Here is a 14131-nt window from a genome sequence, read left to right as displayed (position 1 = left end):
CCTCCCCCGAGGCGGCTCCGACGATGACGCCGGCCGCTTCCCTGGTGTTCACCACGCTGCTCTCCCACGGTCCGCTCACTCGGACCGAGGTGGCGCGGCGTACCAGGCTCTCTCCGGCCGCCGTCACCAAGGCGGTCCGTCCGCTGATGGAGCTCGGCTATCTGGTCGAGGGCGTGGACGAAGCCGCGCGGCCCGCAGTGGGGCGGCCGGCCAATCCGGTGTGGGTGGACGGAGGGAGGGCGCTGTTCATCGGGATCAAGATCACGGGCGACGAAATCATCGCGGTGTTGGCCGACCTGTGCTGCCGTATCCGGGAGTCCCGGCACGTACGGCTGACGGGCCGTGAGCCGGAGGAGGTGCTCCCCGTCATCACCGCGCTGGTGCAGGAGTTGCTCACGGAGGCCGACGGATTCGGTGTGCGGGTGCGGGGGCTCGGCATCGCGATCTCGGGGGACGTGGACCGTGAGGACGGTGTGGTCCGCTACTCGCCCTTCCTGGAGTGGCGGGACGTACCGCTCGCCGAGATCGTGGGGACCGCGACCGCGCTGCCGGTCACGGTCGACAACGATGTGCGGGCGCTCACGGTCGCCGAGCACTGGTTCGGGGCCGGTGTCGGTCGCTCGAACTTCGCCCTGGTGACCGTGGGTGCCGGCATCGGCTGCGGCCTGGTGGTGCACGGGCGGGTGGTGTCGGGCGCGCACGGCGTGGCGGGCGAGATCGGACATCTGTCCCTCGACCCGCTCGGGCCGCTCTGCCACTGCGGCAATCGGGGGTGTGTGGAGGCGATCGCGGCGGACCCCGCGATACTCCACGCGGTCCGCGCCGCCACGGGCGGGCAGGTGACCGACATGGCCGAGGCACTGAAGCTGGCCCACAGCGGAGACCCCGGTGTCAGAGAGGTCTATGCACGGGCCGGCGAAACCATCGGCAAGGCCATCGGCTTCCTGGCGAACATCCTCGGTCCCGAGCTGGTGATCATCTCTGGGGAGGGTCTTGCCGCCTACGACCTTGTCTCCGAGGGCATCCGTGACGCGTTCGCCGCGTCCGCCTTCGGTACCGCCGCGCAGTGCGACGTGATGACACGTCCCCTGCCGTTCGAGGAGTGGGCGCGCGGGGCCGCGGCCACCGCCATCCAGTCCTTCATGGGATCAGACACGTACGAGGAGTAGCCATGCCGCGTGCTCTCATGACCGCGATCCCCGCGCTCCCTGCGCACCGCACGTTCCCGTCCCTGATGTACGACATGCTCCGACGACCGTCCATCAGCGGGCTCACCATCGACTTGGGCAGGGGCTGAGCCGCCGGCCCGGCGCTCCCGCGGCCGGCCACCCCGCCGCTTCGCTCCGGTGTCCCGTCCGGCACCACACCCGTCCTCTGCCCGGAACAACGCCCGTCCCCCACCGGGTACCACCGCTCGATTCTGCTCACCCCACCCCAGGAGGCGACCCATGCGGTCATCCCCTTACAGAGCCCTGCGCGGAGCTCTCCCCGGCTTCCCGCGCCGTATCACCAGAGCGATGGCAGCCCTGGTCGTCACGGCCGGACTCGCCACAGCGGTCCCGGCCGCCGCCACCCAGGCCGTGGCCGTCGGCTCCAAGTCCACGACCACGGCCGTCACCTCGACCGCGACCACGGCGGACACCACCTCCGGCACGGCAGCCAAGCCGTACATGGGCTGGTCCAGCTGGAGCATGCAGTCCTCCCACTACCCGGGCCTGAACCCGAACGGCAACTACAGCTACCTCACCGAGGCGAACGTCCTGAAGCAGGCGGACGCCCTCGCCGGCACGCTGAAGAAGTCCGGCTACACCTACGTCAACATCGACGCCGGTTGGTGGATGGACGAGAACTGGACGTCCGAGTTCGACCAGTACGGCCGGCAGACGCCCGACCCGGTCCGGTTCCCGCACGGCATGAAGTCGGTCGCCGACCACATCCACTCCAAGGGCCTCAAGGCGGGCATCTACCTGCCCGTCGGCCTGGAGAAGGGGGCCTACGGCGACGGCAAGGTGCCGATCTGGAACGCGCCCGGCTGCACCACCGCGGACGCGGTCTACCCGGACCTGCGCACCACCAACGGTTGGGACAGCGCGTACAAGCTGAACTTCGACAACCCCTGCGCGCAGAAGTACGTCGACTCGCAGGCGCAGATGTTCGCCGACTGGGGGTACGACTTCCTCAAACTGGACGGCGTGGGCCCCGGCTCGTTCAAGTCGGGTGACAACTACGACAACGTCGCGGACGTCGCCGCCTGGCACAAGGCCATCGCCGACACGGGGCGACCGATCCACCTGGAGCTCTCCTGGTCGCTCGACATCGGTCACGCCGCCGACTGGAAGAAGTACTCCAACGGCTGGCGCATCGACACCGACGTCGAGTGCTACTGCGACACCCTGGTCACCTGGGAGAACTCGGTCAACGACCGATGGAACGACGCCCCTGCGTGGAGCACCAAGGCAGGGCCCGGCGGCTGGAACGACCTCGACGCGATCGACGTCGGCAACGGGGCGATGGACGGCCTCACCCAGGCCGAGCGGCAGAGCTACATGACCCTGTGGGCCATCAACAAGTCGCCCCTGTTCACCGGTGACGACCTCACCAAGCTGGACAGCTACGGCCTCTCCCTACTGACCAACCAGGAAGTCATAGGGGTCGACCAGAACACCTCGCCCGTCGCGCGTCCCGTCACCCCGATGGGCGACCAGCAGGTGTGGGGAGCCAAGAACCCCGACGGCAGCTACACCGTCGCCCTGTTCAACCTCGGCAACTCACCGGCTTCCGTCACCGCCGACTGGGCGTCCTTCGGTTTCACCGGCGCGGCCTCCGTACGTGACCTGTGGAGCCACCAGGACCTCGGCTCGTACAAGAACAAGATCACCGCGACGCTGCCCACGCACGGCTCCCGGCTGTTCACCGTCAAGCCCGGCGGCGCCCGGCTTGCGACCACCAGCTACGAGGCCGAGTCCCCGAACAACACCCTGACCGGCAACGCCTCCGTCGCCACATGCGATTCCTGCTCCGGCGGCAAGAAGGTCGGCAACCTCTACCTCGAAAGCAAGCTCCAGTTCAACGACATCACGGTACGGAAGAGCGGCATCTACACCGTCAACGTCGCCTACGTCAGCGGCGACAGCCGCTCGGTGACCGTCTACTCCAACAGCGGCAACGGCACCAGCCTCAGGTTCCCCTCCACGGGCGACTGGGGCACGGTCGAAACCGTCAGTGTCCAGTTGGCGCTGAAGGCGGGCGCCAACTCCATCACGTTCGACAGCGGCTGGGACTACTCACCTGACATCGACAGGATCGACGTACCCAAGTCCGCCTGATCTCCCCGCGGGGCCCGGTCGTGCCACGACCGGGCTCCGCACCCGGGGACTCTCCCCCCACGGCCCCGCAGCGTCCGGGCGTGCCCGCACCCGCCGCATTCGACTCACACCACGCCCGACGGGCCGCATCCGTCGTTCCCGCATGCGCCGTTCCCTCGACATGGAGTGCACAACGTGGACACCCAGCACAGCGAAGCGCGCGACAACCACCCGAGCCGCCGAGGCTTTCTCGCCCTCGCCGCCATGGCCGGCACGGCCGCCGCCCTCGGCGGTCTGCCCGCCTTCACCGCCTCGGCCGCTCCCCTCCGGCCCGCCTCCTCACCCCTGCTGTCCGCGGCCGCCGCCGCGAAGAACCAGCTGTGGTGGCAGGCTCCCGGCTCCCCCGACTCGATGATCCAGCAGGGTCTGCCGGTCGGTAACGGGCGCCTCGGAGCGCTCGCGGGCAACGACCCCTCCAGCGAGCTGCTGACGATCAGCGACGCCACGCTGTGGACCGGCGGTCTCAACGACACCCTGCAGAGCGACGGCCAGTTCCCCTACGGCCGGGACGACTTCGGCTCCCTGACCCTGCTGGCCAAGCTCACCGTCGACATCCCCGCGCACGACCTGGGCTCCGTCGACAACTACCGTCGCACCCTCGACCTGGCCCAGGGCTTCGTGAGTGCTTCGTACGACCTGTCCGGCGTCACCTACCAGCGGCAGATCTTCGCCAGCCGCCCCGATGACGTCATCGTCCTGTACTTCTCCCAGCAGGGCGGCGGCACCTACACCGGTACCGTCTCCCTCACCGGCACGCACGGCGAGTCCACCACCGCCGACCGCACGGGGGCCTACGCATCGTTCGGCGCCTCCTTCGCCAACGGGCTCAAGTACGGCGCCGCCGTCACGGCCCGCAGCAGCACCGGCAAGGTCGCCGTCAACGGCACATCGATCTCGTTCAGCAACTGCAAGGACCTCACGGTCGTCGTCAGCGGCGGCACCAACTACGCGCCCGACGCGGCCGCCGCGTTCCGCGACCCGTCCGTGGACCCGGAGCGCCTCGCCCGGACCAAGGCTCTGACCGCCGCCGGCCACTCCGCGAGCACGCTGCTGCACACCCATGTCGCCGACTTCCGCCCGGTGTTCGAGCAACTGGACGTCAACCTCGGTACGTCGTCCACCGCTCAGCGTAGACTGGACACCTGGCAACGGCTGCAGGCGCGCTACCGCGACAACGTTGCCGACCCGGAACTCGAGTCGGCTTACCTGCAGTTCGGCCGGTATCTGATGATCTCCGGGTCGCGGGGCACCCTGCCGATGGGTCTCCAGGGCCCGTGGCTGGACGGCAACGATCCGGACTGGATGGGCGACTACCACACCGACATCAACGTCCAGATGAACTACTGGATGGCCGACCGGGCGGGCCTGTCCGACTGCTTCGACGCCTTCGCGGACTACTGCCTCGCGCAGCTGTCCTCGTGGACGGACGTCACGCAGCGGCTGTTCAACACCTCGACCAACAGGTACCGCAACTCTTCTGGAAAGGTCGCCGGCTGGGCCGTGGCCTTCTCCACCAACCCTTACGGCGGCAGCGGCTGGTGGTGGCACCCCGGCGCCAACGCCTGGATCTGCCAGAGCCTGTTCGAGCACTACGAGTTCACCCAGGACCGCGACTACCTCGAAAAGATCTACCCCCTCCTCAAGGGTGCCGTGGAGTTCTGGGAGGCCCGCCTCATCACCACGACCGTCACCGATGCCTCCGGAGCCTCGCGCGAGGTCCTCGTCGACGACAGCGACTGGTCCCCCGAGCAGGGTCCGCAGGACGCCAAGGGCATCACCTACGCGCAGGAACTGGTCTGGAACCTCTTCGGCAACTACCACACCGCGACCCGGGTACTGGGCCAGGACATCTCTTACAGCGCGACCGTCGACGGCCTGCGTGAGCGCCTGTACCTGCCCGTGGTCAGCCCCACGACCGGCTGGCTGGAGGAGTGGATGTCGCCCGACAACCTGGGCGAGACCACGCACCGTCACCTCTCCCCGCTCTTCGGCCTCTTCCCCGGCGACCGGATCCGTCCGGACGACTCCACGCCGAAGGACATCCTCGCGGGCGCGACGGCCCTCCTGACCGCCCGTGGGATGAACAGCTACGGCTGGTCCAACGCCTGGCGCAGCCTGTGCTGGGCCCGGCTGAAGAACGCGGAGAAGGCCTACCAGCTCGTCGTCAACAACCTGAAGCCGTCGGTGAACGGCAGCAACGGCAGCGCGTCGAACCTCTTCGACATCATGGACATGGGGGGAGGCCGCGGCATCTTCCAGATCGACGCGAACTTCGGCACCCCCTCCGCGATGGTCGAGATGCTGGTGTACTCGCGGCCGGGTCACGTCGAACTGTTGCCCGCTCTGCCCGCCGCATGGGCGACATCCGGCTCGATCTCCGGCGTCGGCGTCCGCGGTGGCTTCGTCGCCGACCTCAAGTGGAGGAACGGAAAGGTCACGCAGGTGACGCTGAAGAGCGTCGGCGGCCGTGACACGACCGTCTTCGCGGGCGGCACCTCGCGCAAGGTCAGCCTCACGCCCGGTGAGTCCGTGACGCTGCGCAACCTCGGCTGAGGCCGGTTCGGCAGCCGCTCGGTGAGCCGAGCCTGCCGCGTACGACGAGAAGAGTGGAGAGCGAGAAGAGTGGAGAGATCGACGATGTCCCCGAATAGGGAAAGCACGGCGGCGGCCCGCCGACCGCGTCGCAGGTCCCTGCTGTCCGTGCTCGGCGTGCTGACTGGCATGGCCCTGACGGTCGTACCGTTGAGCACCGCGAACGTGGCGAGCGCCGCCGTGTCCCCGGCGCACGGCAAGGGCACACGGGTCAGCGCCTGGTCACCCGGCATGACGACCGGCGGCCCGTCCTTCGACAACCAGACCATCCGGATGGTGGTGCACAGCAGCGTCGCAGGCTCGGGCGCACGCATCACCCTGTCCAACCGGTACAGCCCCGCCCCGCTCGATGTCAGCGCCGTGGACGTGGCCGTCCAGGCGAGCGGTGGCGAGGCGACACGCGGCACCACTCGTAACATCACCTTCGGCGGCTCGCGCCACGTCACGATCCCCGCCGGCGCGGAGGCGGTCAGCGACGTCATCCCGATCTCGGTCAGCGCCGGGGAGAACCTGCTCGTCAGCCTCTACGTGCCCGGCACGACGGGAATGTCGACCTGGCACTCCGACGCGTTCGACACCACCTACATCGCCTCCGGCAACCACGCCGGTGACGACAGCGCAGCCGCGTTCGGCAGCACCACGACCTCCTGGTACTACCTGGCCGGGCTGGACGTGCTGTCGCCGACCGCGAGGGGCACCGTCGTCGCCTTCGGCGACTCCATCACGGACGGCTACCACTCCTCGACCGGCACCTACACCCGGTGGCCCGACTTCCTCGGCCGCCGACTGGGCGCCGGGTCGGGCCCGCAGAAGCTGAGCGTCGTTGACTCCGGCATCGGCGGCAACCGGGTCCTCACGGACGTGCCCAACCTGTGGCAGGGCGTCAGCGCACTCAAGCGCTTCGGGCACGACGCCCTCGGCCAGCCGGGCGTCAAGGACGTGATCCTCTTCGAGGGAATCAACGACATCGGCAACAACGCCGGACCCGACGGCGGACCGCTGACCGCGCAGGATCTCGTAAACGGCTACCGCACGCTCATCGACCAGGCGCACGCCGCGCACGTCAACGTCATCGGCGCGACCCTGATGCCCGACCAGGGCAACGGTTACTACACGCCCGCCGCCGAGGCGATCCGGCAGGACGTCAACCACTGGATCCGCACCAGCGGCGCGTTCGACGGCGTCATCGACTTCGACCAGACCATGCGCGACTCCTCGAACCCGGCCGCCCTCAACCCCGCCTATGACTCGGGCGACCACATCCACCCCAACGACGCGGGCATGAAGGCCATGTCCGACGCGATCGACCTGCGGCTCCTGCGTAGCTGACGCCACCGGGCACCGGTCCCTTCCGAGGCGGCGACGTCTTCGGCGGGGGCCGGACCGGCTGCCCGGAACGGTGCGACAGTCATGACGGGCCTGGGCGTCCGGTCGCGTGAAGGCAGGTGTGGGCCAGTTCGCGCAGACGGCTCCCGTCGAAGCTGCGGCCGTGTCCCTGGTTGGCGACGGAGACCTCCAGGTCCGCCAGGAGCGCCATGCTGCGCCGGTAGTCGGACGGGTCGGATTCGGGGAGGTCGTCGATGAGGTCGCCGTCGTAGATCACATCGCCGGTGAACAGCGCGCCGCTGCGCTCCTCCAGGAGAGCGATGAAGCGGGGGGCGTGTGGGCCCCCGTTCGCGGAACTCATGCGACGAGGTCCCGGTCCGTGCCGCGCAACCACCACAGATCGGCTCGCAGCGGCTTGTCGACGTGCGGCTCGGTGATGCGTACGACGCCGTCCTCCAGCTCCTGCAACTCGTACCAACCGCGTGCTTCAGCCGGAGTCATAGCCGGACTCCCCTCGCGCCGACAGGCCGACCGCCGCGCCCATCCCGCTCGCCAGGGGACTGCACAGCAATCACCTTCCTGATGCGGGAATCTGTCACCCTGTCAGCCCGTCAGAGCATCGCACGGTGAGCAGGCGTCGTCATCGACCGCGTAGATGTCGCGACGCCGCTGCGGATCGCGATCGCGCCCGACAAAACCCTCCTGGACCGGGAAGTTCACGGCCGCGGAGATGGAGGCCGCGCCGTGCTCGGACAGCAGCAGGTCGACGTGCACGCGCGCCATCGTCCTCGGCATCCCTGACTGGCCCGCCGGTTCGACGATCTTCCCGGCGAGTCCGCTCGCGATGCGCTGGCGGTCCTGCTGGGTCAACCGTCCTCCTGGCATGCCGTCAGTATTGCCTTCGTCGCCATTCATTGCAACGTTACGTTGCATTCAATCTCAACCCATTGCACCAATTTGCCACCGACTACCTGCGGTTCAACTCTAAGCGAGATTGACGAAATTATGAATGCAACGTAGCTTTCGTGATGTGTCGAACACGGACTATCGCGAGATGAGGAATGGCCATGGGTGACTCCCTCCACACCGTCACAACGCTGCCGACGACGCGTCAGCCCGGCTGCCCCTTCGACCCGCCGGCAGAGCTGATCGACGCCCGCCGACACGGCCCCATCAGCCGCTATACCCACCCCGGCGGAAGACCCGGCTGGCTGATCACCGGATACGACCTGGTCAGGTCGGTCCTTGCCGATCCCCGGTTCAGCTCGCGCAAAGAGCTCCTGAACGTGGTCGACTTCGAGATTCCTCCCGCGCCGCCCGGTGAGTTCCTGCTGATGGACGAGCCTCAGCACGGGCGCTACCGGAAGCCGTTGGTGGGCAAGTTCACCGTGCGGCGCATGCGACTGCTCACCGAGCGGGTCGAGCAGATCACCACCGCATGCCTGGACGCCATGGAGAAGGCCGGGCCGTCGGCTGATCTGGTGACCTCGTTCGCCAAGCCCATTCCCGCCATCATCATCTGTGAGCTGCTGGGAGTGCCGTACGAGGACCGGGGCTCCTTCCAGGAGCAGATCGACTCGTTCATGGGCGGGGAGACGAGCGACGAGGAGCTGCTGGCGGCCTACACCGCGACCCAGGACTACCTCGCGAAACTGGTGACCGCCAAGCGCGCGAACCCCACCGACGACGTGCTCAGCGAACTCACCGACAGCGACCTGACCGATGAGGAGCTGAAGGGGGTCAGCCTCATTCTGCTGGCGGCCGGGCTCGACACCACCGCGAACATGTTGTCCCTCGGCACCTTCGCGCTGCTGCAGAACCCGGCGCAACTGGCAGCGCTGCGCGCCGATCCCGCGCTCGCCGACCGGGCCGTGGAGGAGCTGCTGCGGTATCTGAGCGTCGCCAAGTCGTTCATGAGGACGGCGCTGGAGGACGTCGAGCTGGGCGGACAGACCATCGAGGCCGGCACGACGGTCGTCCTGTCGTACCACACCGCCAACCACGACCCCGAGCGCTACACCGACCCCCACACGCTCGACATCCAGAGGCAGAGCGTCGGGCACCTGGCGTTCGGCCACGGCATCCACCAGTGCCTGGGCCAGCAACTGGCCCGCGTCGAACTGCGGGTCGCGCTCCCCGCGCTGATCAACCGCTTCCCCACACTGCGTCTGGCCGTACCGGCCGAGGAAGTTGACCTGCGCCCGGAGACCGCGGACATCTACGGGGTCAAGAGCCTCCCGGTCACCTGGGACACGGAGCAGTCATGAGGACGACGCACCTGCGCGTCAACCGTGAGCGCTGCATCGGCGCCGGCATGTGCGCACTGACCACCCCCGAGGTCTTCGACCAGGATCCCGACGACGGCCGCGTGCTCCTGCTGCACGCCGAGCCGCCCACCGCGCATCGCGCGGCCGCACAGATGGCCGCCGGAGTCTGCCCCTCCGGGGCGATCACCTTCCACGAGCCGGAAGCCGACGGCGCCTGACGCCGGGGCGACCGCACCCGACCGAGCAGCCCGCACCGCGCGTCGGTGGGGGCTCTCGCGTCTACGGCACATGTCACGCGTCCGATCGGCGTCCTGGGCAATCACTCCGGCCCTCAACGGCCGACCTCATGCCCGCGCGGGCCGGCGTTGTCGTCGGCCTCTTCGTCCAGCACGGAGGCCACGAACTCGGGGTGGATCGGGGTGTGCTTGTCGACGTTGCGGGTGTAGGCGTTCACCGCGCCCTCGAGTGCGTGGGCGTGCCGCTCCAGCATACGGTCGAGGAACCGGCGTGACGGCTTCTCCCGCACCGCGGGCCTGAGGCACCGCAGGGTCTCGCCCACGTCGCCCCAGACGGCGAGATCGAGTTGCGTGCGCCGCCCCAGCCGCTCGGGCTGCACATCCACCTGCGCGGTCCGCACATGGCGGGGCAGGAAGTCGGTGTACGGGAAGTCGGTGCCGAGGAGCAGCAGCAGGTCGCACTCGTGCATGGCCTCGTACGCGGCTCCGTGGCCGAGCAGACCGGACATGCCGACGTCGTACGGGTTGTCGTACTGGACGTGCTCCTTGCCGCGCAGCGCGTGACCGACCGGTGCCTTGGTCTTCTCGGCGAACGCCATCACCTCGGCATGCGCTCCGGCGACACCCCGCCCGCAGAACACCATGACGCGTTCGGCGGCGTCCACCAGTTCGGTGAGCCGGGCGATCTCCAGGTCGCTGGGGCGGATGGCGGGCAGGTCCAGGGGCATGGCGAGTTCGGGTGCCGCGTCCGGGGAGTCCTCGGCAGCGGTGTCGCCGGACAGGGCCACGACCGAGACACCACGCCGGCCGACGGCGTGCTGGACCGCCGTCTGCACCACGCGCGGCATCTGGTGGGGCGAGGAGACCAGCTCGGAGTAGTGACTGCACTCGGCGAACAGCCGGTCGGGGTGGGTCTCCTGGAAGTAGCCGGTTCCGATCTCGCCGCTGGGTATGTGGGCGGCGAGCGCGAGTACCGGTGCCATCGAGCGGTGGGCGTCGTAGAGCCCGTTGATCAGGTGGAGGTTGCCGGGACCGCAGGAGCCCGCGCAGGCGGCCAGCCGGCCGGTGAGCTGGGCCTCCGCGCCGGCGGCGAAGTCGCGACCTCCTCGTGCCGTACCTGGACCCATTCCATCGTGTCGTGCCGTCTGACCGCGTCGACCACCGGGTTGAGGCTGTCCCCGACCACGCCGTAGATGCGGCGCACACCGGCACGCGCCATCAGGTCGACGTACTGTTCCGCGATGGTCTGCTTGGCCATGGCACTCCTCGAATTCCGGCATCACCGCGGGCCCCGCCCTGCGAGGGCACGGCGGGGCCGCCTCACGCCTGGATCACGTTAGTGAGCGGGATGAGCCACAGTTGACTGTCGGTGCACGAGATCGGTTCCGGCAGCGCACGGTCATCCTGACCGACGACTACGGTCAGCGCGTCCGGATGAGCGCCGACCAGCTCTCCTCGCTCGTCGCCGATGCGAAGGCGGACAAGCTGGACGGCGTCGCCCGGACCCCCGACTGATGAGGGCGCCTGCGCAGACGCTCATCTCCCTCCGGTGCTGGCGGCGGCAAACACGGGAACGTGGACACGATGGCACCGGGGTTCTCCCACCGCGCGCCGCGTCCCAGGGTCACGCCAGGCCGAACCAGCCGAGTACCGTCTGGGCGAGCAGCACGGTGGACATGGCGGCGACGCCGACGACCACGGCCGTGGCGGCGATACGGTAGCGCGGCCCATTGGCGGCATCGCCCAGCAGCGACCGTCGGTTGGTCAGGACGAGCAGGTAGACCAGAACGATCGGACTGATCAGGCCCTGTAGGACCTGGGTTCCGATAAGGAGCTGGATGACGTCGACCGGGGTCATCGCCACCGTGGCGCCCAGCACGATCTGGGCCGTGAACAGGCCCAGGAACAGTGGGGCGTCGCGGAAGCTGCGGGAGACCGAGCGCTCCACGCCGGCGGCTTCTCCTATGGCGTAACTGGCGGAGAGCGGCACGACGGCCCCGGCCAGGGCGGAGGCGCCGATCAGACCGACGGCGAAGAGGAGTTCGGCGTTCTTCCCCGCAACAGGCTTCAGAGCTTCGGCGGCCTGGGCGGCGGAGTCGAGCGGGCCCGTCCCGCCGATGGCGGACGCCGTGGAGATGATGATGGTCAGGCTGATGACACAGGCAAAGACGGCGCCGAGCACGGCGTCGGCCCGGATGAGCGGGTAGTCGGCGGGCCTGGCGCCTCGGTCGACGACGCCTGCGGCCGCGTAGAACTGCATGTACGGGCTGACCGTCGTACCGATCAACGCCACCGCGAGGAGGATGAAGTCCTTGCTGGGCTCGATGTGGGGGATCACGAGATGGTGGCCTACGGCGCCCCAGTCAGGATGGCCGAGGATCATCGCGATCGGATAGGCGAAGAACGCCAGGGACATGATCAGGAAGATGCGCTCGGCCCAGTGGTAGGAGCCGAACAGCACCAGCGCCCACAGCAGGATCGCCGCCGGCGGGATGACCGCCCATTTGGGGACGCCCAGCAGCTCGAAGGCGGCGCCGATACCGGCGAACTCCGAGACGACCAGGCCCGTGTTGGCCAGCAGCAGGCAGAACACGGCCAGTGCGGTCAGGCGGAGACTGAACTGCTCGCGGATCAGGGCGCCAAGTCCCTTGCCGGTGTGGGCGCCGAGTCGGACGGCCATCTCCTGCACCATCACCAGGGCGATGGTGACCAGCACCATGAAGAACAGGGTGCCGTAGGTGAACTGGGATCCTGCCGAGGCGTAGGTGGCGATGCCGGCTGCGTCGTTGCCCGCGTTCGCGGCGACCAGGCCAGGGCCCGCGATCGCCGCAACCATGGTGATGCGCCGCCAGCCGGTGCGACGGGCAGGCGCCGCCTCCTGGGTCGGGGTGACGGTGTCCAGGTCGCCGGTCACTGCAGGAACCTCCGGAAGTGCAGGCGCCCGCGTTCGGGCAGCATCGCATCGAGCAAGTCGTCGGCCAGGATTCGGCCGAGCGGGCGGTCGGCGTCGTCGACCACCAACAGGGAAGAGGCTCGGGCGGCGACCAACTGGTCGGCGGCCTCGGCCAGCGGGGTGTCCGGGCGGACGGTGACAGGAGTGCCGAACTGGGCCAGCCAGGCGGTGAGATCAGCCACCAGGGACGTATCCTCGGCCACCGCCAGGTCGAACAGGGTGATGTCGCACAGCAGTCGGTCACGCTCGTCGACGACAGCGACGGCATCGATCTCGGTGCGGTGCTCGGCCTGCTCGGCCAAACGGCCCCGCACCTCGGCGACGGTATCGTCCGCGCGGGCGGTGACCAGGAGGGTGGTCATGGCACCACCCGCCGTGCCCTCCCGGTGCCGCAGCAGACGGCGCAGCTCCGCCGCCTCGCCGGACGGCATGCGGGTCAGCAACGCCTCACGCTCCTCACCGGTGAGGTCGCGCAGGGCATCGGTGGCCTCGTCGGGCTCCATCTCGTCGACCAGCCGGGCAGCGTGGTCGGGTGCCGCCTCGCGCAGAAGATTCTCCAGCTCGGCCGGTTCCATCTCCTCCAGCGCGTCGGCCGCCTGCTCCGGCTCCAGCCATTCCAGCAACTGCTGCCGCTCGCTGCGACCGAGGTCTTCGAGGATGTCGGCCAGCTCGCCCGGGCGCAGCCGGTGCAGCGCGGTCCGAGAGGCCCGCAGCCGCACCTCGGCCGGTCCTTCGGTGGCCTGCTCGCCGAACGGGGCGACTGCCTGCCAGTCCAGCACCCGCTCCGGGGTCGGCCTCGCCTGCCAGCGACGCGGGCCGAGCCGGCGCAACAGGGTGGGCAGGGAGACGTCGACGCCGACCAGGAGCACCTTGTCGACCAGGGGCGCCAGGTACAGGTCGGCGGCCCGGGTGACCTGTACACCGTCCACGTCCACCAGCTGATGGTCGAGGACGTCCCTGGCGAGCAGCACTTCACCCGGGCGCCGGGAGAAGTCCCGCAGGTCGATCCGCGCGGTGCGCAACCGTACGTGTCCGGCGTGCACCTTGCCGATGGCGTCCGAAGCGAGGAACGTACGCCGCCGCCCGATCCGTAGGATCAGTCCGGTCACCGGCGGATACGACTCCTCGCCGTAGAGCCGGGCAACCACGTCGACCACGCGGCCGACCTCCTCCCCGGCCTGGTTGGTGACCGGGCCGCCGATCAGTCCGGCCAGCGAGACCAGGGACGTACGGACGGCTTTGGAGGCCGTGGCGCGGCGCTCCAGATCGACGCGGCGGTCACGCAGACGGGCCGAGGTGGACATGAGCAGAGTGTTGACGGACAAGGTGAACACCCCCTTGCCCCGGCATGGCGGGGCACCGGGCGGCCGCGGCAGCGCACGCTCCCCCTGC

13 protein-coding genes and 1 pseudogene are annotated in these 14131 nt (G+C 69.2%); 8 read left to right on the top strand and 6 right to left on the bottom strand.

Features of this window, described 5'->3' with window-relative positions:
• The first annotated feature begins 23 nt into the window (after positions 1–23).
• From ACFYX0_RS26925 to ACFYX0_RS26905, 5 genes are all read left to right on the top strand, one after another.
• Positions 24–1169, top strand: coding sequence for an ROK family protein (locus tag ACFYX0_RS26925; protein ID WP_388973803.1), 1146 nt, complete (start codon positions 24–26; stop codon positions 1167–1169).
• A 2-nt stretch (positions 1170–1171) separates the two neighbouring features.
• Positions 1172–1297, top strand: coding sequence for a hypothetical protein (locus ACFYX0_RS26920; protein WP_388973802.1), 126 nt, complete (start codon positions 1172–1174; stop codon positions 1295–1297).
• A 151-nt stretch (positions 1298–1448) separates the two neighbouring features.
• On the top strand, positions 1449–3326 hold the full coding sequence (locus ACFYX0_RS26915) for an alpha-galactosidase D (protein WP_388973800.1): 1878 nt from the start codon (positions 1449–1451) through the stop codon (positions 3324–3326).
• 243 nt (positions 3327–3569) lie between these two features.
• Positions 3570–5918 carry a glycoside hydrolase N-terminal domain-containing protein gene (locus ACFYX0_RS26910; protein ID WP_388973851.1) on the top strand — a complete coding sequence of 783 codons (2349 nt, stop codon included), beginning with the start codon at positions 3570–3572 and terminating at the stop codon, positions 5916–5918.
• Between the two features lie 84 nt (positions 5919–6002).
• A complete protein-coding gene (locus ACFYX0_RS26905; protein ID WP_388973798.1) occupies positions 6003–7286 on the top strand; it encodes an SGNH/GDSL hydrolase family protein in 1284 nt (427 codons plus the stop codon).
• Between the two features lie 79 nt (positions 7287–7365).
• On the opposite strand, the gene ACFYX0_RS26900 is transcribed toward ACFYX0_RS26905, so the two are convergent.
• From ACFYX0_RS26900 to ACFYX0_RS26890, 3 genes are all read right to left on the bottom strand, one after another.
• Entirely contained in the window at positions 7366–7644 is a 279-nt protein-coding gene (locus tag ACFYX0_RS26900) for a hypothetical protein (RefSeq protein ID WP_388973796.1), read from the bottom strand.
• Complete coding sequence (locus ACFYX0_RS26895; RefSeq protein WP_388973794.1) at positions 7641–7784, bottom strand: hypothetical protein; 144 nt, start codon at positions 7782–7784, stop codon at positions 7641–7643. The genes ACFYX0_RS26900 and ACFYX0_RS26895 overlap by 4 nt, the downstream gene beginning before the upstream one ends.
• Positions 7785–7886: 102 nt before the next feature.
• Positions 7887–8153 (bottom strand): hypothetical protein, encoded by a 267-nt coding sequence (locus tag ACFYX0_RS26890; RefSeq protein ID WP_388973792.1) that lies wholly within the window; start codon positions 8151–8153, stop codon positions 7887–7889.
• Between the two features lie 197 nt (positions 8154–8350).
• Between ACFYX0_RS26890 and ACFYX0_RS26885 the strand changes: the two genes are divergently transcribed.
• Together ACFYX0_RS26885 and ACFYX0_RS26880 are read left to right on the top strand one after the other, a co-directional pair.
• Positions 8351–9550, top strand: coding sequence for a cytochrome P450 (locus ACFYX0_RS26885; RefSeq protein ID WP_388973790.1), 1200 nt, complete (start codon positions 8351–8353; stop codon positions 9548–9550).
• Positions 9547–9768 carry a ferredoxin gene (locus tag ACFYX0_RS26880; RefSeq protein ID WP_388973788.1) on the top strand — a complete coding sequence of 74 codons (222 nt, stop codon included), beginning with the start codon at positions 9547–9549 and terminating at the stop codon, positions 9766–9768. The genes ACFYX0_RS26885 and ACFYX0_RS26880 overlap by 4 nt, the downstream gene beginning before the upstream one ends.
• Before the next feature lie 143 nt (positions 9769–9911).
• Here ACFYX0_RS26880 and ACFYX0_RS26875 read toward each other — a convergent pair.
• Positions 9912–11044, bottom strand: a pseudogene (locus tag ACFYX0_RS26875) (thiamine pyrophosphate-binding protein); the annotation flags it as partial.
• Between the two features lie 101 nt (positions 11045–11145).
• Here ACFYX0_RS26875 and ACFYX0_RS26870 point away from each other — a divergent pair.
• A complete protein-coding gene (locus ACFYX0_RS26870; RefSeq protein WP_388973786.1) occupies positions 11146–11301 on the top strand; it encodes a hypothetical protein in 156 nt (51 codons plus the stop codon).
• A 109-nt stretch (positions 11302–11410) separates the two neighbouring features.
• On the opposite strand, the gene ACFYX0_RS26865 is transcribed toward ACFYX0_RS26870, so the two are convergent.
• On the bottom strand, positions 11411–12700 hold the full coding sequence (locus tag ACFYX0_RS26865; RefSeq protein WP_388973784.1) for an NRAMP family divalent metal transporter: 1290 nt from the start codon (positions 12698–12700) through the stop codon (positions 11411–11413).
• Positions 12697–14064: a magnesium transporter MgtE N-terminal domain-containing protein gene (locus ACFYX0_RS26860; protein WP_388973782.1), complete on the bottom strand. Its 1368-nt coding sequence runs from the start codon at positions 14062–14064 to the stop codon at positions 12697–12699. The genes ACFYX0_RS26865 and ACFYX0_RS26860 overlap by 4 nt, the downstream gene beginning before the upstream one ends.
• Positions 14065–14131: the final 67 nt, after the last annotated feature.

It is taken from the genome of Streptomyces sp. NPDC002573, from assembly GCF_042889625.1.
GTDB classification, from domain to species: Bacteria; Actinomycetota; Actinomycetes; order Streptomycetales; family Streptomycetaceae; genus Streptomyces; species Streptomyces gibsoniae.
The sequence above is the reverse complement of the archived record's forward strand: the minus strand, read 5'-3'. Positions and strand labels throughout refer to the sequence as shown.